This window comes from Mediterraneibacter hominis, from assembly GCF_014287475.1.
In the GTDB taxonomy this organism is placed as follows: Bacteria; Bacillota; Clostridia; order Lachnospirales; family Lachnospiraceae; genus Mediterraneibacter; species Mediterraneibacter hominis.
In genome coordinates, this window is the sequence record NZ_JACOPF010000002.1 from 637714 (window position 1) to 664344 (window position 26631).

A 26631-nucleotide genomic window follows, 5' to 3' on the forward strand; every position below is an offset into this window, starting at 1 on the left:
CTTCGGATTGTGCTAGAACTGCTTCGGTGCGCCAACACCGGAGCAGTTGACATTTAAAGTATATTTGTTATAATATACTTAACAAGGCAACTGGAAAAGATGGCTGCATCCCATCTGCTCCGGGTAAGATAAAAATCTAGTTACAAAAAGTAGTCGCTATCTTTACCAGAGACGGGCGGCTACTTTTTATTTTTCATATTCAAAATGGAGACAATCAAGCCAGCAACGGCTATGATAATCATCAGTTCTTCATATGTACTCATAATTACCACCCCTTCCGTAAGACCTCCGGAACAGGTGGAAGCTGCCCTCCCAGTTGCCTGGGTAAATATATTATTTTGGATTGCCCCGGACGGCGCCGGGGCGGCTATACCTTTTCTAAGACTGCCAGATTAGGGATAAAGAATATTGTGTAGTTATCAAGTTGAGTACACACTCCGTACTTCTCTCTGTAGCAGTCGATACATTCCTGTAAAAACTCTTCCGTCACACCTAATAAATCGGCCATATTGTGACTGTCCTGACAACCAGACTGATATGCTTTTATAATACCGCGTAATCCTATCAATCTATTGTAAGCCCAAAGCCTTGCCTGCCGTTCCTGCTTGCGGTTACGGGTGTCAGACATATCAAGTATATTTCCGACAGAGGTATAGTGGTGTCCCATTTCTTCTGCGAGGACGCAGGATTTCTGAAGGTTTGTTTTTAGGTTTTTACGAATAGCAATTCTGGTTCCTTTAATTCTTCCATCGCTTGCTATGAGGTCTTTTTCTTTAACCGTAAGCCCCTCTTTATAGGCTTCATTTAAAAGTGCTTCATACGAATTCATTTTCCACACCTCCAAGATTAGTATATCTCATAACCTGTCCAATAAAAAGGACTGCTAGAAGTTTTCATCATCCATGATATCGTCATCGTGCTTTTTCATCTTGTTCGTGACTGGAATATCAGTACGTTCGTGGGCAGCTGCCAGCTCAATTTGATAATCATAGTTATAGAGTGGATTGCAATTCATTTCCTTTGCTGTATCAAGAAGTTTATTTTTTCCATGTTGATTCATCTTTCGTGATTCGCCAATAAGCGATATTTCATAGCTATTTAAAGAATTTTCTGTTTCACGGAATGAAGTGACTTCATGGTAAACAGTGTCATCAGCAACACCGTATTTTTCACAAAGAGTTTCATATACAGTTTCCCCGATATTGTCTAATACATCTTTGGTAGAAGCTAATCCCATTTCTTTTTTACAAAACATTCCAAAATCCTCATGGGATAAGTCGAAATGGCTATTCCAAATGCTACGCATAAAATCATACTTCAAATACTGTTCAAAAGCGTCTATTCGTTCATCAGTAGAAAGAGTAGGATTATTCAATTTAGAAATATAGTAGCTTCGTTGTTTATCTGCTTCTCCGTATAAAAGAATTTTTCCATATTTTCTTTCGGCTGCAAGGAATTTTTTGTGAAACGCTTCGTGTTCTGCTGAATCATATTTATTTAATGGGTCATATGTGTTGTAGCAGATTGGACAATGTACAACCGGACTTTTACCAAGTAAAAAATCTATACTTATATTGAAATAATCAGCGATAAGTTCAAGAGTCTCAAAATTGGGTTGTCGTGCGCCCTGTTCGTACATATTAAGTGCGCTTTTTGACAGTCCTATCGAATTAGCAAGTTCTTGTTGAGTCATTTTCTTTTGACTGCGTAATGATTTTAATACACTTGAAAAATTGGCCATATAAACCTTCCTTTCTTTTTACATTACATATTATACACGAAACGTGTTAAAAAGTAAAGGATGAAATACACGATTTGTGCTTGACATGTGAGATAGAGTAGTGTATATTTGAATTAAGCACAAAACGTGTTTTTGAAAGGGAGGTGATTGAATTGAATAATGCCGCTATTGCTAAAAGGCTTATAGAGTTAAGAGGTGAGAGAAGCAGAGAAACGGTAGCAAATGCTTGTGGAATCAGTGTTTCTGCGTTGGCAATGTATGAGGTGGGTGCAAGAATACCGAGAGATGATATAAAAGTGCGTTTAGCTCATTATTATAATTGTTCTGTAGAATTCATTTTTTTTGTACACAAAGAGCACGAAACGTGTTTAAAAGAAAAGGAGGTGGTATAAGGTGGAAAAAATTAATGGGATATTAGAGGCTCTTAAAGGAACTTCATACTCAGAATGGAGGAAAATAAAAGCAGGAATTGACGATTATTATCGTGTTGAGTCTATCAAAAAGACTGATGAAATACAACTTGCGGACCCAAACACGATAATACCGTTTATAAAACGTTATTGTTCAACTATTTGAAGGAAAATGGGATTGATTCTGTAGTCTTTGCCTTTGTAGTGGATGTAAACGTAATCCATCTGATAAAAGGTATGTTCAGCATCACGTCTAAACGGAGAAAAGATAGGAGCGTTTTCTTCATACCATAAATCTGGCGAAGTGTTATGAATTCCCATTGTACACGACGGGTCATCATTAAGACAAACCCAATTACCAATAAGACAAGCATAAATTTTCTTCATAGAATAGCTTCTCCTTTCATAATACTCGGCATGGCAGTGCCTGTAAGGAGATTATATCACAAAAAGAAGTTTTGAGTAGTGTAGCAGAGAGGGTGTCTGATAAAAGGGACTTTGTTTGAAAGAAGGTGAATAAGGTGTCAGAAATTTTAAACACAGCGACTAAAATCGCAAAAGTCATCCGGTGCGACCCTTGCGAGGTTCGGCATAAAATGCGTACCGGAAAGTGGCAGTTTGGGCGGGTTATACGACCGACTAGGAGGGGCGAACTGTATAGGTACGAAGCAACAATAAACGAGGTTGCAAAATACATTGACATAAGCCGGGAAGAGGCAGAAAGGAGGCTGGCAGAGTGACAGAGTTGCAGGTAATTGAGCAGAAGCGCAGGGAGACAATTGAAGAAACTAGGAAGCGCAGAGATAAAAGCCTTACAGGTTTAGGGCTTGTAGCAGTGCTGTCTGTTTGTTTCAACATATTTTTGTTCATGTGCTGTATTTACATATTGCAGGCAGGGCCAGTATAGGAGGTGAGAAAGGTGACCGATTTAGAGTTTGAGGACTATCTAGAGCGAACAATCATAGGGGCAGAAGAAATGTTTTTCACTGGAGAACTGGGAATACAGGGCGATGTAGCCGATCTGCTTGCGCTGGATGAAACAAATCTTTTTACCGGCTCACAGGTTGCAGCGGCGATAAAAAGAGTATTGGAGCTAAAAGATTGAGCGCCTACATAAGCCCGGCAAGGCGTAGGCGCTCGGAAAATTAATCACTTATATTGTAGCAGAAAGGATAAAAAATGGCAAATCAAGAAAAATGCTGCAATACATGCGGCAAATGCATACCAATCGGGGAGGGGGAACATAAGAACCCCACGCTGATTGTTTTAGAGGACTATCTGTCGGCAGAAGATTTCTTCTGGTGTGGCGGGAGATATTGGGAGGGAAAACAATGAAGCCTAGTTTTGAAATTAAACATAACTTACTAACTCTGCCAAAAGAAAAAGAAACAGATGTATACCATAAAGAATTAAATCTGATCAGCTGGTACGGGAAAGAAGAAAAACTGGATATACGGGGATGGTCTGACGACCATGAAAAAATGACAAAAGGAATCAGCCTCACAGAGGATGAATTCATAAAGATTGCCCGCGCAGGGCTTAAAGAATTAGGAGGTAAATAAGATGGCACAGATTACAGTAGTGTACAAAGATTTTGAGGAAATGGTAACAATGGCTGAAGAGTTACTGAAAACTGTAGGGAGGAGAGAGGCTGAGGCAACAGAGAACCGGATGCCGTATGGAAGAGAGATTGCACCCCATTTTCCGGAAGCGAATACGGGAGCGCAAAACAGCGCATCAGGGCAAACAGCCGCGTCCGCACCAGTCGCGCAGCAGCCGGCACAGCCTGTACAGACAAGTGCCCCGGCGTATACCCTGGATGATTTGTCAAGGGCGGGCATGTCCCTGATGGACAAAGGGATGCAGGGGCAGCTGCAGCAGCTTATCCAGAGCTACGGGGTCATGTCCTTAGTGGAACTTCCGCCTGAACAGTATGGAAACTTTGCAACGGCGCTTAGAGGAATGGGGGCGCAGATATAAGATGAACCATAAAAAGAGAAAGCACGCGCTGTTAAGTGCATCCAGCGCGCACAGGTGGCTTTTATGTACCCCAAGCGCAAGACTGGAGGAACAGTTTCCGGATACGGATTCGGAAACTGCGCAGGAAGGAACCCTGGCGCACGAACTTGCGGAGATAAGAGCACGGAACTATGTCAACCCCGGGGACATATCGAAGCGGAAATTGAATTCCGCAATTAAAAAACTGAAAGAAAACGCGTTGTGGCAGGATGAAATGATGGTACATACGGATGCTTATCTTGACTATATAAAAAACACGGCGATCGGACTGCCCTCAATGCCCTCCTTTCGTATTGAGCATGAGGTTGACTTTCACAGTTATGTCCCGGAAGGGTTTGGAACCGCGGATTTGATTTTAATACAAGGAGAGCTGCTGCAGGTGATCGATTTTAAGTATGGCAAAGGCGTTCCTGTATCGGCAGAAGAAAATCCACAGATGATGTTATACGCGCTGGGAGCGTATGAAGCCTATCGGATGCTTTATCCGATTAAGCAGATCAAACTTTCTATTGTACAGCCCAGGATAGACAACATTTCGGAATGGGAATGCTCCCTCCAGGAGCTGCTTGCGTTCGGGAACTACGTCAAAGAAAGGGCGGCCCTTGCATTTGAGGGGAAAGGGGATTTTTGCCCCGGGGAAAAACAGTGCCGGTTCTGTCGGGCAAAGAGCCAGTGCCGGGCAAGGGCGGAGGAAAATGTCCGCCTGGCGTTCAGTCCGGATAAGGGGAAACTGCCGCCGTTGATTACGAATGAGGAAGCAGGAAGATACCTGCTGCAGGGAGAGGATGTAGCGAAATGGCTGTCTGACCTGGAGGAGTACGCCCTGAAAGAGTGCCTTAAGGGAAATGAAGTGCCCGGCTGGAAAGCAGTGGAAGGAAGAGCATCCCGGGTTTGGACAGACATGGACAAGGCGTTTGAGACGCTGGAGAAGGCAGGGATTGCAGAAGAAGCCATGTTGTGGGAAAAGAAACCGCTTACGCTGGCGCAGGTGGAAAAAATAGTAGGGAAGAAAAACTTCCAGGACGCAGTGGGGGAATACGTTGTCAAAAAACCAGGCAAGCCCACACTCGTACATGAGGAGGATAAAAGAGAAGCTATCACGAACAAAGTAACAGCTGAAGAAGTATTTAAGGAGGAAGATTAACATGAGTATTGGAGATATTACAAATGTAACAACAGGAGAAGCGAGATTGTCGTATGTGCATCTGTTCAAGCCATATGCACAGCAGCCGGGGCAGGAGGAGAAGTTTAGCTGCACCGTTCTTGTGCCAAAATCAGATACCGCTACAAAAGCAAGGATTGACGCGGCCATTGAAGCGGCAAAGCAGAAAGGGATTTCCGGGAAATGGAACGGTGTGTGCCCGCCCATTGTTCCGGATCCTGTTTGGGACGGAGATGGCGCGCGCCCGTCTGACGGCATGCCGTTTGGTACAGAGTGTAAAGGGCACTGGGTGTTTACTGCCAGCGCAAAGGCAGACTATCCTCCGGAGGTCGTAGACGCAAATATGAATCCCATCATCAACCAGTCGGAGATATACAGCGGAGTGTACGCCGTGGTAAACGTGGAGTTTTACCCCTATGCATTCGGTGGTAAGAAAGGGATCGGCTGCGGCCTGGGGCCGGTAAAAAAAGTACGTGACGGAGAAGCGCTTGCAGGAAGTGCGCCTACTGCAGCCCAGGCTTTTGGCGCTCCACAGCCGGCGGCAGCGGCCCCGGGTATGACACCGCCGTGGAATCCGAATCCGACAGCAGCGGCCCCGGGCATGACACCGCCGTGGAATCCGAATCCGGCAGGTGGAAACATCAATCCGATTACGGGACAGCCAATGTAAAACAGAGGGGATTTAAGCCCCTCTTCTTTAGCAGGAGATGGAACAATGCAGCATTTAAGTATTGATATAGAAACAAAAAGCAGTGTAGATATCGGGAAAGCCGGACTGTACAGATATGCACAGGATCCGGATTTTGCAATTCTTCTGTTCGCATATAAATACATGGATGATCCGGTTGAAGTTATCGATCTGGCATCCGGGGAAAAAATCCCGGAAGGGATCCAGACAATGCTGTGGAATCCGGATGTAATTAAGCATGCGTACAATGCTTCCTTTGAGTGGTATTGCCTCAATCAGGCAGGATACCAGACGCCGTTAGAACAGTGGAGGTGTACAATGGCGCACGGGCTGTACTGCGGATACACAGCAGGGCTGGAGGCTACGGGAAAGGCAATCGGTCTGCCGCAGGATAAAAGAAAGCTGACAACAGGAAAGGCTCTTATCCGCTATTTCTGTGTGCCCTGTAAACCAACAAAGGGAAACGGGGGCCGTGCATGGAACCTTCCCCGGCATGCCCCGGATAAATGGGAGCTGTTTAAAGAGTACTGTAAACAGGATGTAACGACGGAACACGAAATATGGAAACGGCTTAGGGTCTTTCCGATGCCGGAGGAGGAAGAAAAGCTATGGCAGATGGATGTCCGGATGAACGAGTTTGGCGTCAGGGCAGATGAAAAACTAATAGACGGCGCATTGATGATTGACAGCATCAGTACGCAGAAATTAACCGAAGAAGCTGTCCGGATTTCAGGACTTGAAAACCCAAACAGTACAAGCCAGTTAAAACAGTGGATTGAAAGAGAATTATCGAATTGGGCGGAGACGGATGTAGAGCTTCCGGGGCTTAGAAAAGAGGATGTTGCGGTACTTTTAGGAAAACAAAATCTTCCGGCGGAAGTCAGGAGAATTTTAGAAATACGTCAGCAGATGGGGAAAACCTCAGTAAAAAAATACACCGCTATGAAATCCGCGAAAGGGGATGATGGCCGTATCCGGGGATTATCACAGTATTACGGAGCCAACAGGACAGGGAGATGGGCAGGAAGGCTTGTGCAGGTACAGAATCTTCCGCGTAATTATCTTACGACATTGGATGTTGCCAGAAACCTTGTGAAGGCGCGCAATTATGAAGGCGTACAGATGCTGTATGGAAATGTGCCGGATACTTTGTCACAACTTATACGGACGGCATTTATTCCATCAGACGGGCATAAATTTGTTGTCGCTGATTTTTCGGCGATTGAAGCAAGAGTAATCGCCTGGCTGGCAGGGGAACAGTGGGTAAATGAAGTGTTTGCCACACATGGCAGGATTTATGAGGCGACTGCTTCCCAGATGTTCCATGTGCCGATAGAAAGAATTGTAAAAGGAAATCCGGAATACAGCCTGCGGCAAAAAGGGAAAGTGGCCACCCTTGCACTGGGCTATCAGGGAGGAACGTCCGCACTTATCTCAATGGGGGCCTTAAAAATGGGACTGACAGAAGAAGAACTTCCGGACATTGTGACAAGATGGAGAGAGGCAAACCCGCGCATCAGGGATTTGTGGTATGCCGTAGAACAGGCTTCTCTAGAGACGGTGATGACCGCACGGGAGCACGCTGTCCCGGGGCTTATTTTCCGTCTGGAAGGAGACCTGGTATACGGGCAGTCGTTTCTGACAGTACAGCTGCCAAGTGGAAGGAAACTGTTTTACCCAAAGCCATTTTTACAGGAAAACCGGTTTGGCAGGGCGGCTATTCATTATTATGCCATAGGACAGCAGACAAAGAAGTGGGAGGTAGATTCCACTTACGGAGGAAAGATGACGGAAAATATCGTACAGGCTATTGCGAGGGACTGTCTGGCGGAAACATTGAAACGGATCGAACAGCTTGGCCTGCAGGTGGTATTCCATGTGCATGATGAAGTAGTTATTGATGCGCCGATAGAAGCTACAGTGGAGCAGATTTGCGCTTTAATGGCGGAACCTATCCCCTGGGCGCCGGGACTGAACCTGAAGGGTGCGGGTTTTGAGGGGAGCTATTACAAGAAAGACTAGGAGGAAGGGAATGAAATTCAACAGAAAACTCTGGATTAGTACGGCGGGGACAAGAAAATCCACGTACTGGCCCAAAAGTGAAATTATGTGGACAGAATTTGTGGAACGCCTGAAAACACCTGTCCGGAGTAGGGAAAGCCTGGAAGAATATCTTGCCTTGCCTAAACAGCAGCAATCCGAATTAAAAGATGTTGGGGGCTTTGTCGGGGGTACGTTTGCACATGAACGCAGGAAGAGCTTTTACGTAGAGGGAAGGGATCTGTTGACCCTTGATATGGATCAGATTCCGCCAGGGGGAACGGATGAAATTTTAAAAAGGGTTTCCGGACTAAAATGTGCGGCTATAGTATACAGTACGAGGAAGCACACAGGATATGCGCCAAGATTACGGGTTATTATCCCTCTGGACATAACCGCAGAGGCAGAGGAGTATGAACCTGCTGCGAGGAAGGCAGCCTCTCTGATAGGGATAGAATTCTGCGATCCGACAACCTTCGATCCCAGCCGGCTGATGTATTGGCCGAGCTGCTGCAGTGACGGGGAATATATATATGAGGTGTATGACGGACCTTTCTGCAGTCTCAAAGGGCTGCTTAATATGTATGGAGACTGGCACGACATAGCAGAATGGCCACAGGTTCCCGGAAGCGAAGCTACAGAAAAGCGCCGTCTGGCGCGCCAGGAAAACCCGACGGAAAAAAGAGGAATTGTAGGGGCTTTCTGCCGTACATACACTATTACACAGGCAATGGAGCATTTTATTCCGGGCATGTATGAAGAAACAGGAATCCCGGGGAGATATACCTACACAGGAGGCTCTACAACAGGCGGAGCAGTCGTATATGACGGAGATATGTTTTTATATTCCCATCATGCCACAGATCCATGCTCCGGACAGCTTGTAAATGCGTTTGACATGGTAAGGCTTCACATGTATGGGGACAAAGACAGGGAAGCAAAGGAGGGAACACCCAGTATAAAGCTGCCTTCCTATGCGGCTATGACACAGCTTGCAAAAAATGATAAAGATGTAACCGGCCTGATGGTAAAGGAAAGATTTGAACAGGCAAAAGAAGCGTTTGGGATGAAAGAGACACAGGAACCGGACGTAGACTGGGTACTGAACCTTACCAGGGACAGGAACGGGCATATAGAAAAAACAATCAGCAATATGACTATGGTGCTGGAAAACGATCCGATGCTAAAGGGGAGAATTGTAACAGACGAGTTCGCCAGCTGCGGAATGGTAACGGGTTGCTTACCGTGGGACAGGCGTACAGAAAAGAGAAGATGGACAGATGTAGATTATGCTGGATACTATCGCTATATGGAGACGTTTTACGGCCTTACCGGAAGGGAAAAGCTGGACAACGGGCTGTTGATTGTCAGCAGCCAGAATAAAATCAATGAGGTGAGGGAATATCTGACAGGGCTTAAATGGGACGGAAAAAAGAGGCTGGATACACTTCTTACGGACTATTTAGGTGCAGAGGACAATCCCTATACCCGGGCAGTAATCAGGAAGTCTTTGTGCGCGGCGGTGGCCCGCGCAATTGTAGGAGGCGTGAAGTATGATTATATGCCTATTTTTACAGGGCCGCAAGGGATTGGGAAGAGCACTTTTCTATCCATACTTGGCAGAAACTGGTTTTCCGATTCCCTGACAACATTTGAAGGGAAAGAAGCAGCAGAGCTGATACAGGGAACCTGGATCAATGAAGTAGGGGAGCTGACGGCTATGACAAAGCAGGAAACCAGCGCGGTCAAACAGTTTTTAAGCAAGACACATGATATATACAGAGCAGCATACGGAAGACAGACAAATAAATATCCCCGGAGGTGTGTATTTTTTGGAACCAGCAACGACAGCGAATTTTTAAAGGATGCAACAGGAAACCGGAGATTCTGGCCGGTGGATGTAGGGCTGCGTAAAGCGAAGAAATCAATCTGGCAGGAGCTGCCTGGAGAAGCGGATCAGATATGGGCAGAAGCATACTGTTATTGGCTGCTGGGAGAACCGTTGTATTTATCAGCAGAAATTGAAAAAATGGCAGAAGAACAGCAGGAAAGCCACCGGGAAAGCTATGCGAAAGAAGGGGTAATACGGGAGTTTTTAGACAGGGAGCTGCCGGAGAGATGGGGAACAATGACCCTGGTACAGCGCAGACAGTTTTTACAGGGGAATCTTCGTCTGCCTGAAGGGGAAAGCCTTATACAGCGTGAAAGAGTCTGTGCGGCGGAAATCTGGCAGGAATGCTTTGGCAGCGACTTAAAATATATGGGGCGGAAGGACAGCATGGAAATCAATAATATCCTGCGCCATATAAAAGGGTGGAAACAGGATAAATCCTCACAGAGGTATGGGTTCTACGGAACACAAAGAGGGTTTGAAAGAGTGTCAACAAAATAGGGAAAAATGCGTCTACAAAATGGGAAATGTCTACAAAACCCCCTAAAATGTCAACAAACGGCAAAAAAATGCACCTTGTAGGCAAGTTGACAGGTTTGTAACAGGATTGTAGACAGGATAAAGCCCGAAAATAAACTATTTATTTATATATGTCAACAATGTCAACAAACTTTATATAGAAAAGAAAAAATAATAAATAAAGCGTATATATACGCCATATGTACATCATAAACGCCATAATAGAGGTATATATACACGCGATAAGGCTTTTTGTTTTCAGGAAGGAGAGGCGGGATGGACTGTAAGACTTGGCTGAGGGAATACCTTGCGGACGGACTGCTGCATTTATGTGATGAGGTCAGACAGGCGGCAAAGAAGGCAGGATATTCAAGAGGGGAACTAAAACAAGCGAGAAAAAAGTTAGACGTAAAAACGTTTCATCAGTTTGATGAACTCGGAGATACAGGCAATCACTTTTGGTATTTGGAGGTGCGGTAAATGAGAGAAAAAGAAATCGAAAAGTATCTTGTGTCGGAGGTAAGAAAACGCGGCGGCAGGGCTTATAAGTGGGTAAGCCCGGGAAATGCAGGAGTACCTGATCGGATCGTGATCCTTCCGGGCATGCCCGTGGTATTTGCGGAGCTGAAATCCGAGAGGGGAAGACTTACAGAGCTGCAAAAAGTACAAATCGGCAGACTAAAGGAATTGGGGCAGGAGGTAAGAGTCCTGTACGGGAGAGAGGGAGTGGAGAAATTTCTTGAAAGGTGTGGAAAAGATGGAATTTAAGCCACATGCTTATCAGGCGTACTGCATACAAAAAATCCTGGATATTCCTAAAATAGGGCTGTTTCTCGATATGGGGCTTGGCAAAACGGTTACAACGCTGACCGCTGTAAAAGAATTGAAATATAACCGTTTTGAGGTACGGAAGGTACTGGTGATAGCGCCGAAAAAAGTGGCGGAGGGAACGTGGACAAGGGAAAAGGATAAATGGACCCATACGAAAATGTTACGGGTGTCCCAGGTACTTGGCAGTCAGACAAAACGGATACGGGCGCTGAACGCGCCTGCGGACATTTACATCACCAACCGGGAAAATGTGACATGGCTGGTAGACTATTACCGGAACAGCTGGCCATTTGACATGGTCGTTGTGGATGAAAGCAGCAGTTTTAAAAGCCACCGCGCAAAACGTTTCAAGGCTCTGGCCAGCGTAGGGCCTCACATAAAACGGATGGTTGAGCTTACCGGGACGCCATCGCCTAACGGCCTGGAAGATTTATGGGCACAGATTTTTCTTCTCGACAACGGGGAACGCCTGGGAAGGAGGTATACGCAGTTTCGGGAAAGATATTTCCAGCCGGACAAACGCGGGGCAGACGGTATGGTATACAGCTACGAGGCAAAGCCCGGAACGGAAGAAACCATACTGGGGCAAATATCAGACATCTGTATTTCCATGAAAGCAGAGGATTACCTGCAGTTACCGGAGATAGTCATCCACGAAGTACCGGTTGTCCTGGATGATAAGGGGCGGAGGGCATACGCTGAACTTGAGCGAAGGATGGTTCTGGAACTGCCCGGAGACGCGGAAGAGATAAGTGTTGCAAGCGCAGCGGCTCTGAGCAATAAGCTGCTTCAGCTGGGAAACGGCGCGATTTATGATGAAGAAGGAAACTACCATGAGGTGCATAAATGCAAAATAGAGGCATTTATGGAGCTGATAGAATCGCTGCAGGGGAAGCCGGCATTAGTGTTTTACAATTTCCAGCATGATAAAGACAGGATATGGAAAGCGCTGGAGGGGACTAAACTGCGAATCCGGGAATTGAAGACAACACAGGATGAAGATGACTGGAACGCAGGCCGGATTGATGTGCTGCTTACCCATCCTGCCAGCAGCGCATACGGCCTGAACCTGCAGGAGGGCGGAAACCATGTAATCTGGTTCGGACTTACGTGGGGTTATGAGCTGTATACACAGGCCAATAAGAGGCTGCACAGGCAGGGGCAGAAAGAAAGGGTAATCATACACCATCTTGTGTGCATGGATACAAGAGATGAGGATGTGATGCAGGCTTTGGAGAAAAAAGACGATGTACAAAACTGGGTGATGAAGAGCCTGAAAGCAAGGATTAAAGCAATAAAGGAGGGGAATCGTGTTGACCGATGAAGCCAAAAAAGATTATACACCGGCAGTGGAGTCCGGTGATATGTCCGGGATGCAGAGAAGTGATCAAGGAAAACGAAGATTTGAGCAAAGTGGAGTATGTAAGAACAAAGAGAAAAACGGATGTGCTTTTCCATACGGCCTGTATAGATAACGTGTGGGGAACTGGGTATAAATCAAAACAAACGGAGGAAAATGGAGATGGAGAAAACTTATGAAGTAGAATTAATAGAGAAGCTGCCGGAGGATATACCTCTCAGAAAACGAGGTACGATAACAACAAAAGGTGAATGGTATGGGCATTCGTTTGGGGACTGCGTAGGCAGGGTGTACGAAGATGGCGAAGTGAAGTCTTTCTTTACGGCTGACAGCGAAAACGGGACTACGGAATTGTTTGATACATTACGAGAACTGGGCATTACACGTACAAAACATAGACAGCTTATTAACTGGGAGACAGGAAAAGAACGGAGTTGTGAAGAACATTATATGATGCGCAGAGTAGTAGGGCATGGTTCAGACAAGGAAACGGTAAAGGATAACTGTCTTGACACCTGCAGCAATGTCAAATATGAGTACACATATGAGATTCTTTTTGTGTTGGACGATGAGTATAAGCGTTATGTCTACGATACAGTAAAAACGGATGGACCGTATACATATGGCTTGAGTTCAGTTCTTGAATCCCTGGAAGATACGGTTAGAGAATGGGCAGAAGAAAATGAAAAAGGTTTTTCGTTCGATGGTGGTGGAATGCACGTAAAATTTTATGATGACTTCGGGAATGATATTGATGCTGAGTTTTACGGTATGTACGAGTTAATGATGTGTGTAAACTCGGTGCGGATCATCGAACTTAAACGAGAGATTGTAAATTGAGCAGAACAAAAGGAGGGAGAGAGAAGATGAAAAAATTAAAAATAAAAATTTGCTGGTTATCTGCTGGCGTATCTTCTTTCATAGCTGGGTATTTGGCACAAAATGTAGATGAATATATCTATATAGACATAGAAAATCAACATTTAGATAGTATGAGATTTATTAAGGATTGTGAGAAAATTTTGAATAAACCAGTACAAATTTTAAAATCTCCATATGGGAGCGTTGAAAATGTAATAAAGCAGTTTCGATACATAAATGGAGCGTATGGGGCAAAGTGTACGCAAATTCTTAAAAAGAGGGTAAGAAAGGAATGGGAAGATTTACATAAAGATTACGATATTACTTATGTTTGGGGATTTGACATGGACGAAAAAAGGCGTGCAGAAAGATTGAATGAATCAATGCCGGAATTTGAGCATGAATATCCACTTATTGAAAATGCTTTGACAAAGCAGGACGCGCATGCGATTCTGGAAAGATTAGGAATTAAAAGACCTGCCATGTACGATATGGGTTATCAAAATAATAACTGCATAGGCTGTGTAAAGGGTGGCATGGGTTACTGGAACAAAATCAGAAAAGACTTCCCGGAAGTGTTTTATAGAATGTCGAAATTGGAAAGAGAAATAGGGCATTCGTGTATAAAAGGCATATATCTGGATGAGTTAGACCCTAATAGGGGGAAAATAGATGAAGAAATAATGCAAGATTGTGGAATTATGTGCTATTTGGCTGTGAATGAAATTTAATGTGGTGCTAGGAAAACGAAATATAATAACAAACGAAGGGAGAGCGAAAATGGGCTGGGCAGAAAAAGAATTAAAAAGGGCGAAGCTGAAAAAGAAGATTGATGAAATTATGAAAAGCCCAGAATACAAGAAAAGAGAGCAGGAAGAGAATCTGCGGGTATTTTTGATATACTGTATCATTTCTGTAGATTACCTGTACAGGCAGGAAAAATACAGAGCGAAAAGGATAAAGAGATTTTTAGATTTTGTAAAACAACAGATGAAGTACGTATCAGAAGATGATGAATATGATTTCAAGCTGCTGAATGATGAACTGGAGAAGGAGACAGGTGTAAACGTAATGGAATATATGGGTTTTTGGGAGGACGGACAATGAAAATCACAATTGAAATTCCAGAGGAAGAGATAAAGGATAGACTGTTAGATGTAATAGCACAGCAATATTACAGGGATTACTCATCGGACAGAAATAATGTAAATAGAGTTACAGCGGAATGCGTGCGGCAGGTAATTTACAAGGATAAAGATCGGATTACAGACCGCATTGTTTCACAGGCAAGCAGTCACTTAAAAAATGTGGCATTAAAGAAAATGATGGAGAAAATGACGGAGGACTAACATGACAGTAAAAGAACTGGAAGAATTTTTGAAGAATGTAAAAGATAAAAGTAAATCAGTGTATTTTTATCACTGTGATGATAATCCGTTCAGTGACGGGATTGGAATAGCAAACGCGTTTGAAGTATCAGAAGACCAAGAAAATACAGGAGCTTTTGAAGGCGTGTATATACAAGGATGTTAGGAGGACTGTGATTGAGAACTAGAAAAGAAGCGCATCAAGACGGCAAGGAGCATCACGATAAAATGGCGGTGACAATAATGATACAGGCACAAGCGGCGCAGATAGAGCACAAGACGGTTGAGGAGTACCTGTCAGAGAAGTGCAAGATGGGGAGTGTTGCGGATGGACAAGAGCATACTTGAGGACTACATAGACGCCTGTGAGTTTATCAAAGAAACCGAGGCAGAAATAAAACGGCTGAAAAAGAAGCGAAGAAAAGTAATAGACAAAGTGAGGGGGAGTAATCCAGACTTCCCCTATGAACCCCGAAGTTTTAGTATTGCTGGGACGACGGAAACATATGCCGAAAAGGAACTGATTCAAAGCGAGGAACATATCCTTGAGGTACAGAAAAGGCGGGCGGAAGAATTGAAAATCGGTGTTGAAGAGTGGATGGAGAACATACCTTTCCGTATGAAGCGGATTATCAAGTATAAATTTTTTCATAGACTGTCGTGGGAAGAAACAGCGACGCTAATGGGGAGAAAATGCACGGCAGCAAGCGTAAAGATGGAATTTCAAAGATTTATGAAAGAAATTTAATGTTTGTTACGATTGTTACACATGTTACTTTTTAAAATGCTATAGTATATGCTGAAAGAAGTGTAAAGTACATTTCTCCAAACTCCTTATAAGTATTTTCCCTTAAACGTCCTGCAATAGTGGGGCGTTTTTGTGTGGAGCATACTTCACCTCTTGAAATAATACCCACGAATGTATTAAGAGAGAGGGTTGATAAAATGAACAGTTTTATAAGTTGGATTGGCGGCAAGAAGCTGCTGAAAAAGAAAATCATCGAACAGTTCCCAGATAACTTTGACAGATATGTTGAAGTGTTTGGCGGTGCCGGCTGGGTGTTGTTTGATAAGGAAAAGCATGCGAGCATGGAAGTGTACAATGACGTGAACGGGGAATTGGTGAATTTGTTCCGTTGTGTAAAGTACCATCCGGACGCCTTGCAAAATGAACTGAACTGGATTTTAATATCCAGAGAGCAGTTCTTTGACTGTGTGTCTCAAAGTAACACTCGAGGCATGACAGACATACAAAAGGCTGCGAGATTTTATTGCAGAATCAAATTAAGTTTTGGCGCAGACCTGCGGTCATTCGGTGTACGGTCGCGGGATATGCAGAAAACAATCGCCTATCTGCAAGAAGTGTCAAAACGATTAAACAGAGTAGTGATTGAGAATGTCGATTTCGGTCAATTAATTAAGACATATGACAGGGAATCGGCATTGTTTTATTGTGACCCGCCGTATTACGATGCAGAAAAATATTATCCCGACCGATTCCAGCCGGAAGACCATGAACGGCTACGGAATATCTTGAAAAAGATAAAAGGGAAATTTATCTTGTCTTATAATGACTGCGAAGAAATACGGAATCTGTATGCAGGATACAGCATAATTGAAGTAGAACGGCAGGACAACCTTGTAACGAAAACTAACCCACGTCGTTACAGGGAATTAATCATAAAGAACTATTAGAAATGACGTGGGTATTATTAACAGAGAGTGTGAATTGAAGGTGGTGACGTGGCAGGTTATGAAAACATAAAAGACAAGGGATTTGACAAACGAACAACGGAGGAACTACGGATTATTGCTTCAAATGGCGGTAAAGCAAGCGGCGAGACAAGACGCCGTAAAGCGGATTTTCGGAAGACGTTGAACATGCTGCTGACTGCGGAAATAGACAGCAAGGAATGGAAGCCGGTTCTGGAGGCACTTGGTGTAGAGTGTACTCTGGAATCGGCTCTTTTGATGGCGCAAATTAAGGAAGCTATGAAAGGCAACACAAAAGCAGCTTATTTTGTTGCGCAGTACGCTGGGCAGAGCGACAAGCCGCATGAAGATATCCGCAATAAGGAAGCGGATACAGAGCTAAAGCAGGCGAGAAAAGAAGCTGTCAAAAAACAGGACGATGTGGACAGTACAGAAGTGCAGATTGCGTCCTATCTGGATAAACTGGAGGAGGCTATGAAAGATGAGCCTAAATAATCTATACAGTCCAAAGCAGCAGGAAGTCATGCGATTCGCCATGAATACCGATTACTTCATGCTGATAAACCACGGTGCGAAGCGTTCCGGAAAAACTGTTGTCGATAATGACTTATTTCTCTATGAATTGCGCCGGGTACGGCGGATTGCTGACAGGACAGGTGTGGCGCTTCCACAGTATATCCTCGCTGGTTCGGACTTGGGGGCTGTTCACAGGAATATACTGAATGAGCTGACGAATAAGTACGGGTTGGAGTATCATTTTGATAAATTCAACCGATTTAAACTGTTCGGAGTACAAGTATGTTGCTTCGGACACAGTAAAATCAATGACCTGGGCAGAATACGAGGCATGACGGCGTACGGAGCCTACATCAACGAAGCGACAGTATCCAATCAGGAAGTATTCAATGAAATTAAGTCGAGGTGCTCCGGTGATGGGGCAAGGATTTTGATAGACACGAATCCGGATAACCCTTTGCACTGGTTGAAGCAAGACTATATCAATAAGGCAGACGGAAAAACCATTGCAGAATTTCATTGGAAGTTGACAGACAACACCTTTTTACCTGACAGGTATAAGCAGAGTATCATAGAATCCACTCCGTCTGGTATGTTCACAGACCGTGACATAAACGGGGCGTGGGTGTCTGCCAGCGGGATTGTGTATCCCGACTTTAATGAAAATGTACACTTTATCCATACAGATGAGCTGCCGCCAATGGTAAGGCATTTTGTAGGTGTTGACTTCGGCTGGGAACACTATGGGGTATTTACTTTGTTCGGAGTAGGTATAGACGGGAATATCTATCTGCTTCGGGAATGGTCCGCGAAGCACAGGAGCATGGATGACTGGATAAAGATTGGGAAAGGGATTGTTGCCGAGCATGGCGACATCCTTTTTTATTGCGACTCTGCGAGACCGGACAGGATACGTGAAATGCAGATTGCAGGACTGCGTGCAATGAATGCTGTCAAAGATGTGGTGGCAGGAATTGGACACGTAGCGTCCCTGTTCAAACAGCGGAAACTGTTTATTGTAGTGGAAAACGTGTCACGATTTAAGAAAGAAATCGGTGTATATGCATGGAAAGAGAATGCGGACGAACCGGAAAAAGAGATGGATGACGTTATGGACGCTATGAGATATGGCGTCTATTCAGATAAAATTTACGGAGAGAGGTGATAAGATGGCAGCATTGAGGGAACTGCCTCTATTTATTGTCCAGGAGCTGTCTGGTCCCTATGGGCCGGATGTGACGGATATGGTGCGCCGGATAGGGCACTGGTACCATGTGTATGATGGGGGTGCGGATTTTGATACGGAACAAACAGATGAGGATTTTCAGCAGACAAAACTGAAATCAAAAAAGATAAAGCGTCTGATTTCAAAGCAGGCGGAGTTTATGATGGGAAAAGTCCCAGATATAACGATATCCTGTCCGGATGAAAAGAAAGATGAAGGGAATATCAAACCAAATGAGTCTGCTATGCAAGAATACCTAAATAAAGTTCTGAAAAAGAACAAGTGGGCAGATAAGATGTTAAAAGGTGCAAAGGATTGTTTCATTGGCAGCAGGATACTGCTGAAGGTCAGCGTACAAAAGGACAAGATAGGGATTATGTTTGTGCCGGCTGACGGATTTGTCTATGAGACGGCACCTGATGATGTAGATACGCTGACAAAGGTTGTATTGTTCTATTGTATGGAAGATTGTGAGGAGAAGACAGAGCAGCGTTGGTGGAGGCAGATTTACTGGATAGAAAACGGGAAATGCTACGTTTCCGAGGCATTGTTTGATGGTTATGGGGATATGTTCCCGGACACTGAAAAAATAGAGCCTACGGGACTAGACCGGATTCCCTGTTATGTCATTATCAACGACGGGCTGTCGGGCTGCACGGAGGGAGAATCGGATGTTGAGACTATTGAAGATGAGGATTCCTGGTACAACAAAATGCGGTCTGCCAATCTGGATACCATCCGCAAGACTATGAACCAGATTACATGGATTGCTGGGGCGTCTCCGAAGGTATTCGATAAGCTGAAATTTGCTCCAGGTACTGTCTGGGATTTACAGGGCGATCCGGTTCTGGGTGGTGCAGTACCAAATGTAGGGACTGTAGAAAATTCATTCAGTTACAAGGACACATATGCAGATACGCTGGGTAATATCAGCGAAAATATGCATGATAGTCTGGCAATTCCAGATTTGTCATTAGAGAAGACGCAGGGGCTGATGACATCCGGAAAGGGATTGAAAATGTTATACTGGCCATTAATCTGTCGGTGTGAAGCAAAATGGAATGCTTGGGAACCAGCCCTGGAATGGATGGCAGAATTGATTTTGCATGCCGCCGATGTTTTTCCGCAGCTGAAAGGGATTTATGGAGATTTCAGTCCTGCAGAGCATATCATAACCGTGGAAGCGCGGTATCCACTTCCAGAAGATGAGGCAGAGGAACGGACACTGGATTTGCAGGAAGTAGGTGTGGCTAGATCCATTAAGTCTTATCTGATGAAGTGGGGAGGAGTCGACCACAACGGCATGCCGGAGGATGAAGCGGAAGCAGAGATTGAGCAGATTGCAAAAGAGAAACAGATGTTAGAGGACAGCTTCGCGGCGGAATTCCCACCAGATTCGGGCGGTGATGAATAGTGCCGTATGGACACATTAAACAGTACAGAGAACTGATAGCGGAAGCACAAAAGAAAAGGATTCAGATTACTAAAAAGCAACAACAGCAGATTGCGAAGCTGTACAGAGATATTGCAAAAGATTTAGGAAAAGAGATTGCCCGGAAGAGCGAAAAGACTCTGACTTATCGCTGGCTAAAGGACTATGCAAAATCATTGAAAGGTCAGAGTAAACAGATATATGCAGACTTGCAGGGAATTGTAGGTGCAGGGATATTTGATACAGCGGTAGCAGTATCTAGGGCAGAAGAGCAATTTTGGGGCGGTATTATGCCGGGGGTATCGGAACGTTTTCGGGATGCCTTTTCTTCCATCCCACAGACCTGCGTTGACGAACTGATGAATGGGGGAATATATAAGGACTTTACCGGGTTGTCAGAAAGGCTGTGGAATTATAAGGGAAAATTCGATAGGGATATTGGCTATATTATCAACCGAGGCATTATTGAACAGAAATCGGCTTATGACTTGGCGAAGGACTTGGAGATGTATGTGGATCCGCAAGCAAAGAAACCGTGGGAATGGCGGAAGGTCTATCCAAACTGCAACAGAGTAGTTGATTATAATGCGCAAAGGCTGGCGCGTACTTCCGTGACACATGCATATCAGCTGTCTTTCCAGCGTTCTACTAGAAACAACCCATTCATTGAAAAATATCAATGGCACTCTTCCAACGCCGGGAAGACCTGCGAATTGTGCAGGGAAAGGGATGGAAAAATGTTCCCGAAAAACCGCGTTCCTTTAGACCACCCGAACGGGATGTGCATTATTACCGCAGTGATACCAAAGAGCATGGACGAGATTGGAGAAGAGTTGTCGGACTGGGCAGCAGGTAAGAGAAATCCTGAATTGGATAGATGGTTAGGGAGACATACACGCCCAATCAAAAATAAAAAACTGGTTGAAAAGCATACTGATTCTGTTATAATTAAAGAAAAAGGGAATATACTAAAGATGGATTTGCAGTTTTTTGCAGAAAAAGATATCAAGAATCAAGAATCTGTATCGCTGAAACGTGCGATAAGAAAGTATCAGTTTCGGATTGGTGAACACGAGGCTAAAATATCTAATCCTAGTGAGTTTTACCCAGAGTGGGACAGCTATGACATACGGTATCAAGAAGGGCTAAAACGGCATTGGAACAAAGAAATCCGTAATTTTAAGCAGTCTATTCAAGAGCGAATAGACGAGTTGAAAAGCCGAGGTGATTATGATGAGTAAATTAAGCGAAGAATCGTTGAAGTATATCATTGCTAGGTTAGTTGAAAATGCAAATGAGGCAGTAGAAGAAAGCGATAGGGACAGAAATGATTTGTTTAATCAGGGCAGGCGTCTTGCTTATTATGAAATGCTGGATATATTGAAAAGCGAGTTGGACGCAAGGGATGCAGACCTTAAAGAATTAGGATTGGACTTCGACGTTGATAAAATTGCATAGGAAACATAAAAGGAATCTATGATAAAATTAAAAAATATCGAAAAGAATAGCCGTTTTATTGAATGTGATATTCGGCCAGAGGATAGCAAAGAATATGGCCATTTAAAAATCAATCTCGATACAAAGGAAGTAGATGAGTATGCTCTTCCGAAAGATTATGAATGGTGTCAAAATCATATAAGACACGCACAAAGCGCGCTGTTGGAATTTATTGGTACTGATGAACCTTTGCCAGACAGCAAATTGTTAATGTGGTATTGATGATATGGAGTTATAGAAGAAGTCTTCGAGGTGAAAAGTGCGTCGTCATACGCCACATGCCCTTGGCAATGGGCAAAAGAGATGCCGGGAGTGACGCTCCAGCCGAGGACTTCTTTTTACTGATTTATGAAATTGCTCTATAGTTTAGGTACAATGAACGGTAAGGTATTTGAAGTAGAGATTGTGCTGCTACGCACCCTTTGGGTCAAAAGAAATGCGGGAAAGGGCACACCCGCCAAATACCTTTCGTTTTTGTTATTATCAGCCTTTTGGGGCTGGTATTTTTTTTATTTGGGAGGAATAGATATGACAACAGATACAAAGCACCAGGTCTTGTTTGCTATCTATGCGGAATATCAAAAAGATATTCCCGATATGGAAAAGATTACATACCGATTATTGGAAATGGATAGTCAGGTGTTTACTGTGGCGTTAATGAAGCTGCAAAATGAAGGGTATATACAAGGAGTTATCTGGACGCCGCCTGATACAATGTCTATTAAGAAAATACGGGCGCTCAGAAAGGACAATCTTTTTATGACGCGCAGAGGTGTTGAGTATGTAGAGAAGCAGGCGGAAATAGAAGAAAACATGTCTGCGACGGAGAAGATAAAGGCTTTGGCAAAACAGGCGGGGCTTTTTGGACTGACGGTTTTACAGCAGGCAATTATATCAAGGATAGCAGGGTAGCCACTGTTCGGAATGAGGGCAGTGGTTTTCTTATGCTTATTTTTAAGGAGAACACATGAAGTTAATTGAATATCGGGGAGAAGTCCTGTCAGGGTATGCTCCTGACCTCCCCAAAAGCCGTAGGGCGTAGCGAAATGCTGCGTCCTATTTTGATACTTAAAATTCAACAGAAAGGATTGGAAATATGTTAGTAGAAATTAAAAGAATCAGTAAAATGGAAATGACAGTAGTAAGTAGTTTGGATGTGGCAGAAACGTTTACTTATTTTGATGAAGAAAATCAAAGAGAGTATATAAGAGAACACAAAGCTGTGCTTAGAACAATACGAGAACTGAAGTGTAGCGATGAATTTCGCGGTGAACATTTTTCACCGTCAACATATATTGATTCTCGAGGGAAAAAGCAACCATGTGAACTTATGGATAAAGACGGCTTTACAATGCTTGTTATGGGATTTACCGACCCCAAAGCCATAAAATTTAAAGAAGCCTATATCAAACAGTTTAATGCAATGGAGAAAGCGTTACAGGGCAAACTGATTGAGAGGGAAAAAGGAATTGCAGTCAGGCAGTCACTCACAAAGGCGTTGCAACAGTCTGCTGAAAATGAGCGTATGCACGGTCATGCCTATTCTACATATACAAATTGTATTTATAAGGTGCTGTTTGGGAAGAACGCAAAACAGTTGCGCGAAGAATTAGGAATCAGTAAAAAGGACAATCTGCGTGATTATCTATCAGCAGAGGAGTTGAAAGCTATACAGTCTATGGAGTGTCTTGTCAGCGGACTTGTAGACTGTGGCTGGGGGTACGACCAGATAAAGGAATTTATACAGCAGAACAACACCATGTTGCAGATTGCGGCGTAACTGGGTAGAAAAATTCTACTTGGTTGTTAAACCAGGTGAAGATTTCTCACCCAGTTGTAAACTAGGGTAAAAATTCACTTGTCCTTTTTGAAATTACCTCTTGACTTTTTGTGGCTCAATAATTATACTTTAATTGTGGCACAAAAAAAGTGAGGTGAGGAGATGAGTCCACGTACAGGAAGACCAAAAGTAGATAAACCAAAAACAATAGAGGTAAAGGCTAGGATTGATGAAGAAACAAATGCCATGTTAGTAAAGTACTGTAAGGAACATCAAGTTAGTCGTACCGAAGTAGTAAGAATGGGAATCGAAAAGGTTTTGAAAAAAGAATAGGAGTAACCGCACCGACCAAAGTGAACAGGTTACTCCAACCGAGGAACTTCCTCTATGAAATATACTATCATAGTTGGAAGCTCCTTGCAAATAAGAAAAGAGGTGAAAATATGCACAAATATAGAAAAGTGTATACCATAGAAAATCCAGAAGGGGACGTAAAAATAGGTGTTGGCGGAAATCCAGAACAAAGAAAAAAGACTATCGAAAGCCAGATGGGGTATAAAATCACAAGGATGTATGAAACGGAAGACTGCTACAATCCTTATGAGGTAAAGAAAAAGGTTCTTAAACAATATGAAAGCCGTAACTTATTTGGTGAATGGTTTGCTGTTAGTTTTGATGACATGGTTTCTACTTTGAAGAAAACATTTTCTGAAATAGCAGAGTTAGAAGATAAATCTCCTCAAGGGTATGGTGTAGACTTTTTTGCCAGATATTTTCATCCCGAAGATTTTGAAAATGAGGAGTGAATGTGTAAATGTTTGAAGAATTACAAGTATTAGAAAAAGAAAATATGAGAGTTTTGACAACTCCGCAGATTGCAAAATTGTACGGTACAACTAGAAAAATTATTTCTTATAATTTCCAGTATAATAAAAAGAAATATGTGGAGGGTAAACATTACATTAAGTTAGAGGGCGAGGAATTGAGGGAGTTTAAAAGCCGTCTTGACGGTCAAGACAGTTTGAAATCTGCTCATACGCTCTATCTCTGGACAGAGAAAGGCGCACTTCTTCATGCAAAGTCACTAAATACTGACAAGGCATGGGAAGTATACGATTATCTGGTGGACTACTACTTTCGGGCAGAGGAAGAAAAGAAAGTGCCTGTTACGGTGGAGACAAAACCTGTTCCAATTAAAAAGCCGGAGAAAGACGAACTTCCACAGATTGATAATCCGATACGGATTTTAAAAGTGCTTTTGCAAGTGGCAGAGGATAAAGGAATTAAGGTTAGTTCCTTTCCACTTAATACATTGGATAGCGTATTAAAAAATAATCATATTGGAATCCGCACTGGCGTAACAGTGGAAAAGGCTTGTTATGAACTGGCTTGGGAACTGTCACATGCGTTTATTCATTATCGGGACGGGGACTTGGTTAAGAGTCCGCTGGCTAAAGACTACAACGAACAGGCGACAAAAGCGGCGGAAATGATAATGAAAATACTCAATGTGAAAATGAGCCAAATGTAAAACTACATAACGGTAATTAGAACACCTGTCTTTGATGGGTGTTCTTTTTATACACAAATTCGCCTGGGCGCGGGCGTAATCGGCGCGGGTACACGGGGACGCGACCTCGACAACAAGCGTATACCGGAATGGAGGCACTATGGACAGAAAATTTTTGGAAGGTCTGGGAATTGATAAGGATAATGTTGAAAAAATTATGGTGCAGTACGGCACCGATATTACCGGATATCAAACCCAGATTCAGACAAAGGATGCGACCATCAAGGCGTTACGTGACGACGTGATTAAAAAAGATGGTCGAATTGCAGAACTCGAAAAAATCGACGTCGAAGATTTAAAAACCCAGCTGCAAAATGAAAAAGACGGAAGGGAAAAAGACAAAAAAGAGTTTACCCTGCGGTCTCTATTACAGCAGGAAGGCTGCAAGGATGTAGATTATCTTCTGTATAAGCTGGGAGACACTGTGGAGTTTGATGATAAGGGAGCCGTAAAGGATTCTGAGAACTTCATCAAGGCCACAAAAGAGAAGTATGCGGGACAGTTTGAAGAAGGGATGGCAGGCGGTACGGGTTCAGCCGGAAATTTCGGCAGGACACACAAAGACCGGACGCCTCTGGAGAAGAACCCTTATTCCCAGAAAGGCTGGAATCTTACAGAACAAATGAAGCTGGAAATGACTGATCCAGACAGAGCAAAGAAATTAAAAGAAGAAGCAAAAGCAGCAGAATAGGAGGAATTAAATTATGGCAGTAACAACTATTGCAGATCTTCAGATTGTACCTACTAAGTTTACAGAGTACACACTGGAGAGAACAACGGAAAAATCTATGTTAGTAAAAAGCGGAATTGTGACATCTGACCCGACAGTGTCCCAGATTATTAACGGGACGCCAAAGGGAGGTAATTTAATTACCATGCCGTATTACAATCCGCTTTCTGGAGAGGATGAGGTATTCGGTGAAGAGGAAATCGGAGTTGACAAAATCACCACGGATAATGAGGTGGCTACTCTTCTTGTGAGACAGAAAGCATGGGGAGATACAGACTTGTCAAAGGTATTTGGCGGAACAGACCCTATCGGAGCAATCGCAAACCTGGTATCTGACTGGTGGAATGAGAGAGAACAGGCAATCATGCTGGCCACACTGAAAGGAATCCTGGATCCGATAGCAGGTGCGCTGAAAGCACATGTGTTGGATGTATCGGGGGCTTCTGGAACGGACAGCGTGATTGGTGTAGACAATACGCTGGATGCAAAGCAGCTGATGGGCGACGCCTATGACAAACTAGGCATGGTGTTCATGCATTCAGCTACCTATACGCAGCTTCAGAAGCAGCAGAAAATTGAGACAGAATATGATTCTGACCTGAAAATTAAGATTGACTACTATCTAGGCTATCAGGTAGTTGTAGATGACGGTATGCCGTATGACAATTCCGGCAAGACGTACATGACTTATTTTATGGGCAAGGGTGTTTTTGCAAGGGATGATGGCATGCCACAGGGACTTGTAGGGACTGAAACCGATAGGAATAAGCGGAAGGCAGAGAATATCCTGATTAACAGGAGAGCTCTGGTCATGCATCCGTTGGGGCTTTCCTGGAATCCTTCGGCGAAGATGGACAACGGCAAGAAGTACGCGTCCAACAATAACCTGTCCACCCCGACGAACTGGACTTTGAAGAAGGACCTGAAAAATATTCCGATTGTTGCCCTGAAGCATAAGATTGCTTCTGGTTCTGTTTCCGTCCCGGTATCTCCGACATTGGGAACTTTGACAGTAACAAGTGAAGAGGGGACGGATTCTGGAAAGACAAAAATTACGGTAAGCCCAGAGAAAGACGGGAGCAACTCTTACAAATATAAAGTAGCTTCCAGTCCGACACTGCCAACGTATGGGCAGACTTGCACATCAGGATATACAGCTTGGAACGGTACTGATGAGATTACGGCTACAACAGGACAGAAGATTGTTGTGGTAGAGGTTGATTCTTCAAACAAAGCAGTGGCAGCAGGCATGGCAGAGCTGACAGTCAAAGCATAAGGA

The 26631-nt window shown here is 43.8% G+C and carries 39 protein-coding genes; 36 read left to right on the forward strand and 3 right to left on the reverse strand.

Features of this window, described 5'->3' with window-relative positions; all coding sequences use genetic code 11:
* Positions 1-367 precede the first annotated feature (367 nt).
* On the reverse strand, positions 368-829 hold the full coding sequence (locus H8S37_RS12515) for an ImmA/IrrE family metallo-endopeptidase (RefSeq protein WP_186876392.1): 462 nt from the start codon (positions 827-829) through the stop codon (positions 368-370).
* 54 nt (positions 830-883) lie between these two features.
* Complete coding sequence (locus H8S37_RS12520; protein ID WP_186876393.1) at positions 884-1741, reverse strand: helix-turn-helix domain-containing protein; 858 nt, start codon at positions 1739-1741, stop codon at positions 884-886.
* A gap of 143 nt (positions 1742-1884) precedes the next feature.
* Between H8S37_RS12520 and H8S37_RS12525 the strand changes: the two genes are divergently transcribed.
* Both H8S37_RS12525 and H8S37_RS12530 read left to right on the forward strand, forming a co-directional pair.
* The gene (locus tag H8S37_RS12525; protein ID WP_334298556.1) at positions 1885-2133 is read left to right on the forward strand and encodes a helix-turn-helix transcriptional regulator; all 249 of its coding nucleotides are present in this window, start codon (positions 1885-1887) and stop codon (positions 2131-2133) included.
* 1 nt (position 2134) lies between these two features.
* Positions 2135-2317 (forward strand): hypothetical protein, encoded by a 183-nt coding sequence (locus H8S37_RS12530; protein WP_186876395.1) that lies wholly within the window; start codon positions 2135-2137, stop codon positions 2315-2317.
* Here H8S37_RS12530 and H8S37_RS12535 read toward each other — a convergent pair.
* Positions 2299-2538 carry a hypothetical protein gene (locus H8S37_RS12535; protein ID WP_186876396.1) on the reverse strand — a complete coding sequence of 80 codons (240 nt, stop codon included), beginning with the start codon at positions 2536-2538 and terminating at the stop codon, positions 2299-2301. The two genes, H8S37_RS12530 and H8S37_RS12535, sit on opposite strands and share 19 nt — an antisense overlap.
* Positions 2539-2887: 349 nt before the next feature.
* Between H8S37_RS12535 and H8S37_RS12540 the strand changes: the two genes are divergently transcribed.
* From H8S37_RS12540 to H8S37_RS12705, 34 genes are all read left to right on the forward strand, one after another.
* A complete protein-coding gene (locus H8S37_RS12540; RefSeq protein ID WP_186876397.1) occupies positions 2888-3058 on the forward strand; it encodes a hypothetical protein in 171 nt (56 codons plus the stop codon).
* Between the two features lie 12 nt (positions 3059-3070).
* Positions 3071-3256: a hypothetical protein gene (locus H8S37_RS12545; protein ID WP_186876398.1), complete on the forward strand. Its 186-nt coding sequence runs from the start codon at positions 3071-3073 to the stop codon at positions 3254-3256.
* A 74-nt stretch (positions 3257-3330) separates the two neighbouring features.
* A complete protein-coding gene (locus H8S37_RS12550) occupies positions 3331-3486 on the forward strand; it encodes a hypothetical protein (RefSeq protein ID WP_186876399.1) in 156 nt (51 codons plus the stop codon).
* Complete coding sequence (locus H8S37_RS12555) at positions 3483-3713, forward strand: PC4/YdbC family ssDNA-binding protein (RefSeq protein WP_186876400.1); 231 nt, start codon at positions 3483-3485, stop codon at positions 3711-3713. The genes H8S37_RS12550 and H8S37_RS12555 overlap by 4 nt, the downstream gene beginning before the upstream one ends.
* 1 nt (position 3714) lies before the next feature.
* On the forward strand, positions 3715-4131 hold the full coding sequence (locus H8S37_RS12560; protein ID WP_186876401.1) for a hypothetical protein: 417 nt from the start codon (positions 3715-3717) through the stop codon (positions 4129-4131).
* A gap of 1 nt (position 4132) precedes the next feature.
* Positions 4133-5314, forward strand: coding sequence for a DUF2800 domain-containing protein (locus H8S37_RS12565; protein WP_186876402.1), 1182 nt, complete (start codon positions 4133-4135; stop codon positions 5312-5314).
* A gap of 7 nt (positions 5315-5321) precedes the next feature.
* Entirely contained in the window at positions 5322-6002 is a 681-nt protein-coding gene (locus H8S37_RS12570; RefSeq protein WP_186876488.1) for a DUF2815 family protein, read from the forward strand.
* Positions 6003-6047: 45 nt separating this feature from the next.
* On the forward strand, positions 6048-8042 hold the full coding sequence (locus H8S37_RS12575; RefSeq protein ID WP_186876403.1) for a DNA polymerase: 1995 nt from the start codon (positions 6048-6050) through the stop codon (positions 8040-8042).
* 10 nt (positions 8043-8052) lie between these two features.
* Positions 8053-10452, forward strand: coding sequence for a virulence-associated E family protein (locus tag H8S37_RS12580; protein WP_186876404.1), 2400 nt, complete (start codon positions 8053-8055; stop codon positions 10450-10452).
* A gap of 294 nt (positions 10453-10746) precedes the next feature.
* Entirely contained in the window at positions 10747-10950 is a 204-nt protein-coding gene (locus H8S37_RS12585; RefSeq protein ID WP_186876405.1) for a hypothetical protein, read from the forward strand.
* Complete coding sequence (locus tag H8S37_RS12590; protein WP_186876406.1) at positions 10951-11238, forward strand: VRR-NUC domain-containing protein; 288 nt, start codon at positions 10951-10953, stop codon at positions 11236-11238.
* A complete protein-coding gene (locus H8S37_RS12595) occupies positions 11228-12625 on the forward strand; it encodes a DEAD/DEAH box helicase (protein WP_186876407.1) in 1398 nt (465 codons plus the stop codon). Before H8S37_RS12590 ends, H8S37_RS12595 begins: the two co-directional genes overlap by 11 nt.
* Positions 12622-12840: a hypothetical protein gene (locus H8S37_RS12600; RefSeq protein ID WP_186876408.1), complete on the forward strand. Its 219-nt coding sequence runs from the start codon at positions 12622-12624 to the stop codon at positions 12838-12840. Before H8S37_RS12595 ends, H8S37_RS12600 begins: the two co-directional genes overlap by 4 nt.
* Complete coding sequence (locus tag H8S37_RS12605; protein ID WP_186876409.1) at positions 12824-13501, forward strand: hypothetical protein; 678 nt, start codon at positions 12824-12826, stop codon at positions 13499-13501. The genes H8S37_RS12600 and H8S37_RS12605 overlap by 17 nt, the downstream gene beginning before the upstream one ends.
* Before the next feature lie 26 nt (positions 13502-13527).
* Positions 13528-14253 carry a phosphoadenosine phosphosulfate reductase gene (locus tag H8S37_RS12610; protein ID WP_207723945.1) on the forward strand — a complete coding sequence of 242 codons (726 nt, stop codon included), beginning with the start codon at positions 13528-13530 and terminating at the stop codon, positions 14251-14253.
* Positions 14254-14302: 49 nt separating this feature from the next.
* Positions 14303-14629 carry a hypothetical protein gene (locus tag H8S37_RS12615; RefSeq protein WP_186876410.1) on the forward strand — a complete coding sequence of 109 codons (327 nt, stop codon included), beginning with the start codon at positions 14303-14305 and terminating at the stop codon, positions 14627-14629.
* Positions 14626-14871 (forward strand): hypothetical protein, encoded by a 246-nt coding sequence (locus H8S37_RS12620; RefSeq protein ID WP_186876411.1) that lies wholly within the window; start codon positions 14626-14628, stop codon positions 14869-14871. The genes H8S37_RS12615 and H8S37_RS12620 overlap by 4 nt, the downstream gene beginning before the upstream one ends.
* Before the next feature lies 1 nt (position 14872).
* The gene (locus H8S37_RS12625; protein ID WP_186876412.1) at positions 14873-15055 is read left to right on the forward strand and encodes a hypothetical protein; all 183 of its coding nucleotides are present in this window, start codon (positions 14873-14875) and stop codon (positions 15053-15055) included.
* Positions 15056-15066: 11 nt separating this feature from the next.
* A complete protein-coding gene (locus tag H8S37_RS12630; protein ID WP_186876413.1) occupies positions 15067-15237 on the forward strand; it encodes a hypothetical protein in 171 nt (56 codons plus the stop codon).
* Entirely contained in the window at positions 15218-15637 is a 420-nt protein-coding gene (locus H8S37_RS12635) for an RNA polymerase subunit sigma-70 (RefSeq protein ID WP_186876414.1), read from the forward strand. The genes H8S37_RS12630 and H8S37_RS12635 overlap by 20 nt, the downstream gene beginning before the upstream one ends.
* Before the next feature lie 197 nt (positions 15638-15834).
* Positions 15835-16584 (forward strand): DNA adenine methylase, encoded by a 750-nt coding sequence (locus H8S37_RS12640; RefSeq protein WP_186876415.1) that lies wholly within the window; start codon positions 15835-15837, stop codon positions 16582-16584.
* A 48-nt stretch (positions 16585-16632) separates the two neighbouring features.
* Positions 16633-17097, forward strand: coding sequence for a hypothetical protein (locus H8S37_RS12645; RefSeq protein WP_186876416.1), 465 nt, complete (start codon positions 16633-16635; stop codon positions 17095-17097).
* On the forward strand, positions 17084-18283 hold the full coding sequence (locus H8S37_RS12650) for a PBSX family phage terminase large subunit (protein ID WP_186876417.1): 1200 nt from the start codon (positions 17084-17086) through the stop codon (positions 18281-18283). The genes H8S37_RS12645 and H8S37_RS12650 overlap by 14 nt, the downstream gene beginning before the upstream one ends.
* Positions 18284-18287: 4 nt before the next feature.
* Positions 18288-19757, forward strand: a complete 1470-nt coding sequence (locus tag H8S37_RS12655) for a phage portal protein (RefSeq protein WP_186876418.1) — start codon at positions 18288-18290, stop codon at positions 19755-19757.
* On the forward strand, positions 19757-21016 hold the full coding sequence (locus tag H8S37_RS12660; protein ID WP_186876419.1) for a structural protein: 1260 nt from the start codon (positions 19757-19759) through the stop codon (positions 21014-21016). The genes H8S37_RS12655 and H8S37_RS12660 overlap by 1 nt, the downstream gene beginning before the upstream one ends.
* Positions 21006-21233 carry a transposase gene (locus tag H8S37_RS12665; RefSeq protein ID WP_186876420.1) on the forward strand — a complete coding sequence of 76 codons (228 nt, stop codon included), beginning with the start codon at positions 21006-21008 and terminating at the stop codon, positions 21231-21233. The genes H8S37_RS12660 and H8S37_RS12665 overlap by 11 nt, the downstream gene beginning before the upstream one ends.
* 18 nt (positions 21234-21251) lie before the next feature.
* Entirely contained in the window at positions 21252-21494 is a 243-nt protein-coding gene (locus H8S37_RS12670; RefSeq protein ID WP_186876421.1) for a hypothetical protein, read from the forward strand.
* A 306-nt stretch (positions 21495-21800) separates the two neighbouring features.
* Complete coding sequence (locus tag H8S37_RS12675) at positions 21801-22184, forward strand: YjcQ family protein (RefSeq protein WP_186876422.1); 384 nt, start codon at positions 21801-21803, stop codon at positions 22182-22184.
* Positions 22185-22368: 184 nt separating this feature from the next.
* The gene (locus H8S37_RS12680; protein ID WP_186876423.1) at positions 22369-23052 is read left to right on the forward strand and encodes a Rha family transcriptional regulator; all 684 of its coding nucleotides are present in this window, start codon (positions 22369-22371) and stop codon (positions 23050-23052) included.
* 162 nt (positions 23053-23214) lie between these two features.
* Positions 23215-23385: a CopG family transcriptional regulator gene (locus tag H8S37_RS12685; protein WP_186876424.1), complete on the forward strand. Its 171-nt coding sequence runs from the start codon at positions 23215-23217 to the stop codon at positions 23383-23385.
* Positions 23386-23495: 110 nt separating this feature from the next.
* Positions 23496-23858, forward strand: a complete 363-nt coding sequence (locus H8S37_RS12690; RefSeq protein WP_186876425.1) for a GIY-YIG nuclease family protein — start codon at positions 23496-23498, stop codon at positions 23856-23858.
* A gap of 8 nt (positions 23859-23866) precedes the next feature.
* Positions 23867-24583, forward strand: a complete 717-nt coding sequence (locus tag H8S37_RS12695; RefSeq protein WP_186876426.1) for an ORF6N domain-containing protein — start codon at positions 23867-23869, stop codon at positions 24581-24583.
* A 139-nt stretch (positions 24584-24722) separates the two neighbouring features.
* The gene (locus H8S37_RS12700) at positions 24723-25313 is read left to right on the forward strand and encodes a phage scaffolding protein (RefSeq protein WP_186876427.1); all 591 of its coding nucleotides are present in this window, start codon (positions 24723-24725) and stop codon (positions 25311-25313) included.
* A 13-nt stretch (positions 25314-25326) separates the two neighbouring features.
* The gene (locus H8S37_RS12705) at positions 25327-26628 is read left to right on the forward strand and encodes a major capsid protein (protein ID WP_186876428.1); all 1302 of its coding nucleotides are present in this window, start codon (positions 25327-25329) and stop codon (positions 26626-26628) included.
* Positions 26629-26631: the final 3 nt, after the last annotated feature.

Excerpts from the sequence above, each read along its gene's own strand:
- H8S37_RS12585 (WP_186876405.1), top strand. The coding sequence starts at position 10,747 with ATGGACTGTAAGACTTGGCTGAGGGAATACCTTGCGGACGGACTGCTG.
- H8S37_RS12615 (WP_186876410.1), top strand. The coding sequence starts at position 14,303 with ATGGGCTGGGCAGAAAAAGAATTAAAAAGGGCGAAGCTGAAAAAGAAG.
- H8S37_RS12635 (WP_186876414.1), top strand. The coding sequence starts at position 15,218 with ATGGACAAGAGCATACTTGAGGACTACATAGACGCCTGTGAGTTTATC.
- H8S37_RS12590 (WP_186876406.1), top strand. The coding sequence starts at position 10,951 with ATGAGAGAAAAAGAAATCGAAAAGTATCTTGTGTCGGAGGTAAGAAAA.
- H8S37_RS12535 (WP_186876396.1), bottom strand. The coding sequence starts at position 2,538 with ATGAAGAAAATTTATGCTTGTCTTATTGGTAATTGGGTTTGTCTTAAT.
- H8S37_RS12665 (WP_186876420.1), top strand. The coding sequence starts at position 21,006 with ATGATGAGTAAATTAAGCGAAGAATCGTTGAAGTATATCATTGCTAGG.
- H8S37_RS12560 (WP_186876401.1), top strand. The coding sequence starts at position 3,715 with ATGGCACAGATTACAGTAGTGTACAAAGATTTTGAGGAAATGGTAACA.
- H8S37_RS12700 (WP_186876427.1), top strand. The coding sequence starts at position 24,723 with ATGGACAGAAAATTTTTGGAAGGTCTGGGAATTGATAAGGATAATGTT.
- H8S37_RS12670 (WP_186876421.1), top strand. The coding sequence starts at position 21,252 with ATGATAAAATTAAAAAATATCGAAAAGAATAGCCGTTTTATTGAATGT.
- H8S37_RS12705 (WP_186876428.1), top strand. The coding sequence starts at position 25,327 with ATGGCAGTAACAACTATTGCAGATCTTCAGATTGTACCTACTAAGTTT.
- H8S37_RS12595 (WP_186876407.1), top strand. The coding sequence starts at position 11,228 with ATGGAATTTAAGCCACATGCTTATCAGGCGTACTGCATACAAAAAATC.
- H8S37_RS12640 (WP_186876415.1), top strand. The coding sequence starts at position 15,835 with ATGAACAGTTTTATAAGTTGGATTGGCGGCAAGAAGCTGCTGAAAAAG.
- H8S37_RS12620 (WP_186876411.1), top strand. The coding sequence starts at position 14,626 with ATGAAAATCACAATTGAAATTCCAGAGGAAGAGATAAAGGATAGACTG.
- H8S37_RS12675 (WP_186876422.1), top strand. The coding sequence starts at position 21,801 with ATGACAACAGATACAAAGCACCAGGTCTTGTTTGCTATCTATGCGGAA.
- H8S37_RS12625 (WP_186876412.1), top strand. The coding sequence starts at position 14,873 with ATGACAGTAAAAGAACTGGAAGAATTTTTGAAGAATGTAAAAGATAAA.
- H8S37_RS12600 (WP_186876408.1), top strand. The coding sequence starts at position 12,622 with ATGAAGCCAAAAAAGATTATACACCGGCAGTGGAGTCCGGTGATATGT.
- H8S37_RS12575 (WP_186876403.1), top strand. The coding sequence starts at position 6,048 with ATGCAGCATTTAAGTATTGATATAGAAACAAAAAGCAGTGTAGATATC.
- H8S37_RS12580 (WP_186876404.1), top strand. The coding sequence starts at position 8,053 with ATGAAATTCAACAGAAAACTCTGGATTAGTACGGCGGGGACAAGAAAA.
- H8S37_RS12650 (WP_186876417.1), top strand. The coding sequence starts at position 17,084 with ATGAGCCTAAATAATCTATACAGTCCAAAGCAGCAGGAAGTCATGCGA.
- H8S37_RS12515 (WP_186876392.1), bottom strand. The coding sequence starts at position 829 with ATGAATTCGTATGAAGCACTTTTAAATGAAGCCTATAAAGAGGGGCTT.
- H8S37_RS12555 (WP_186876400.1), top strand. The coding sequence starts at position 3,483 with ATGAAGCCTAGTTTTGAAATTAAACATAACTTACTAACTCTGCCAAAA.
- H8S37_RS12685 (WP_186876424.1), top strand. The coding sequence starts at position 23,215 with ATGAGTCCACGTACAGGAAGACCAAAAGTAGATAAACCAAAAACAATA.
- H8S37_RS12655 (WP_186876418.1), top strand. The coding sequence starts at position 18,288 with ATGGCAGCATTGAGGGAACTGCCTCTATTTATTGTCCAGGAGCTGTCT.
- H8S37_RS12550 (WP_186876399.1), top strand. The coding sequence starts at position 3,331 with ATGGCAAATCAAGAAAAATGCTGCAATACATGCGGCAAATGCATACCA.
- H8S37_RS12565 (WP_186876402.1), top strand. The coding sequence starts at position 4,133 with ATGAACCATAAAAAGAGAAAGCACGCGCTGTTAAGTGCATCCAGCGCG.
- H8S37_RS12690 (WP_186876425.1), top strand. The coding sequence starts at position 23,496 with ATGCACAAATATAGAAAAGTGTATACCATAGAAAATCCAGAAGGGGAC.
- H8S37_RS12605 (WP_186876409.1), top strand. The coding sequence starts at position 12,824 with ATGGAGAAAACTTATGAAGTAGAATTAATAGAGAAGCTGCCGGAGGAT.
- H8S37_RS12695 (WP_186876426.1), top strand. The coding sequence starts at position 23,867 with ATGTTTGAAGAATTACAAGTATTAGAAAAAGAAAATATGAGAGTTTTG.
- H8S37_RS12520 (WP_186876393.1), bottom strand. The coding sequence starts at position 1,741 with ATGGCCAATTTTTCAAGTGTATTAAAATCATTACGCAGTCAAAAGAAA.
- H8S37_RS12680 (WP_186876423.1), top strand. The coding sequence starts at position 22,369 with ATGTTAGTAGAAATTAAAAGAATCAGTAAAATGGAAATGACAGTAGTA.
- H8S37_RS12610 (WP_207723945.1), top strand. The coding sequence starts at position 13,528 with ATGAAAAAATTAAAAATAAAAATTTGCTGGTTATCTGCTGGCGTATCT.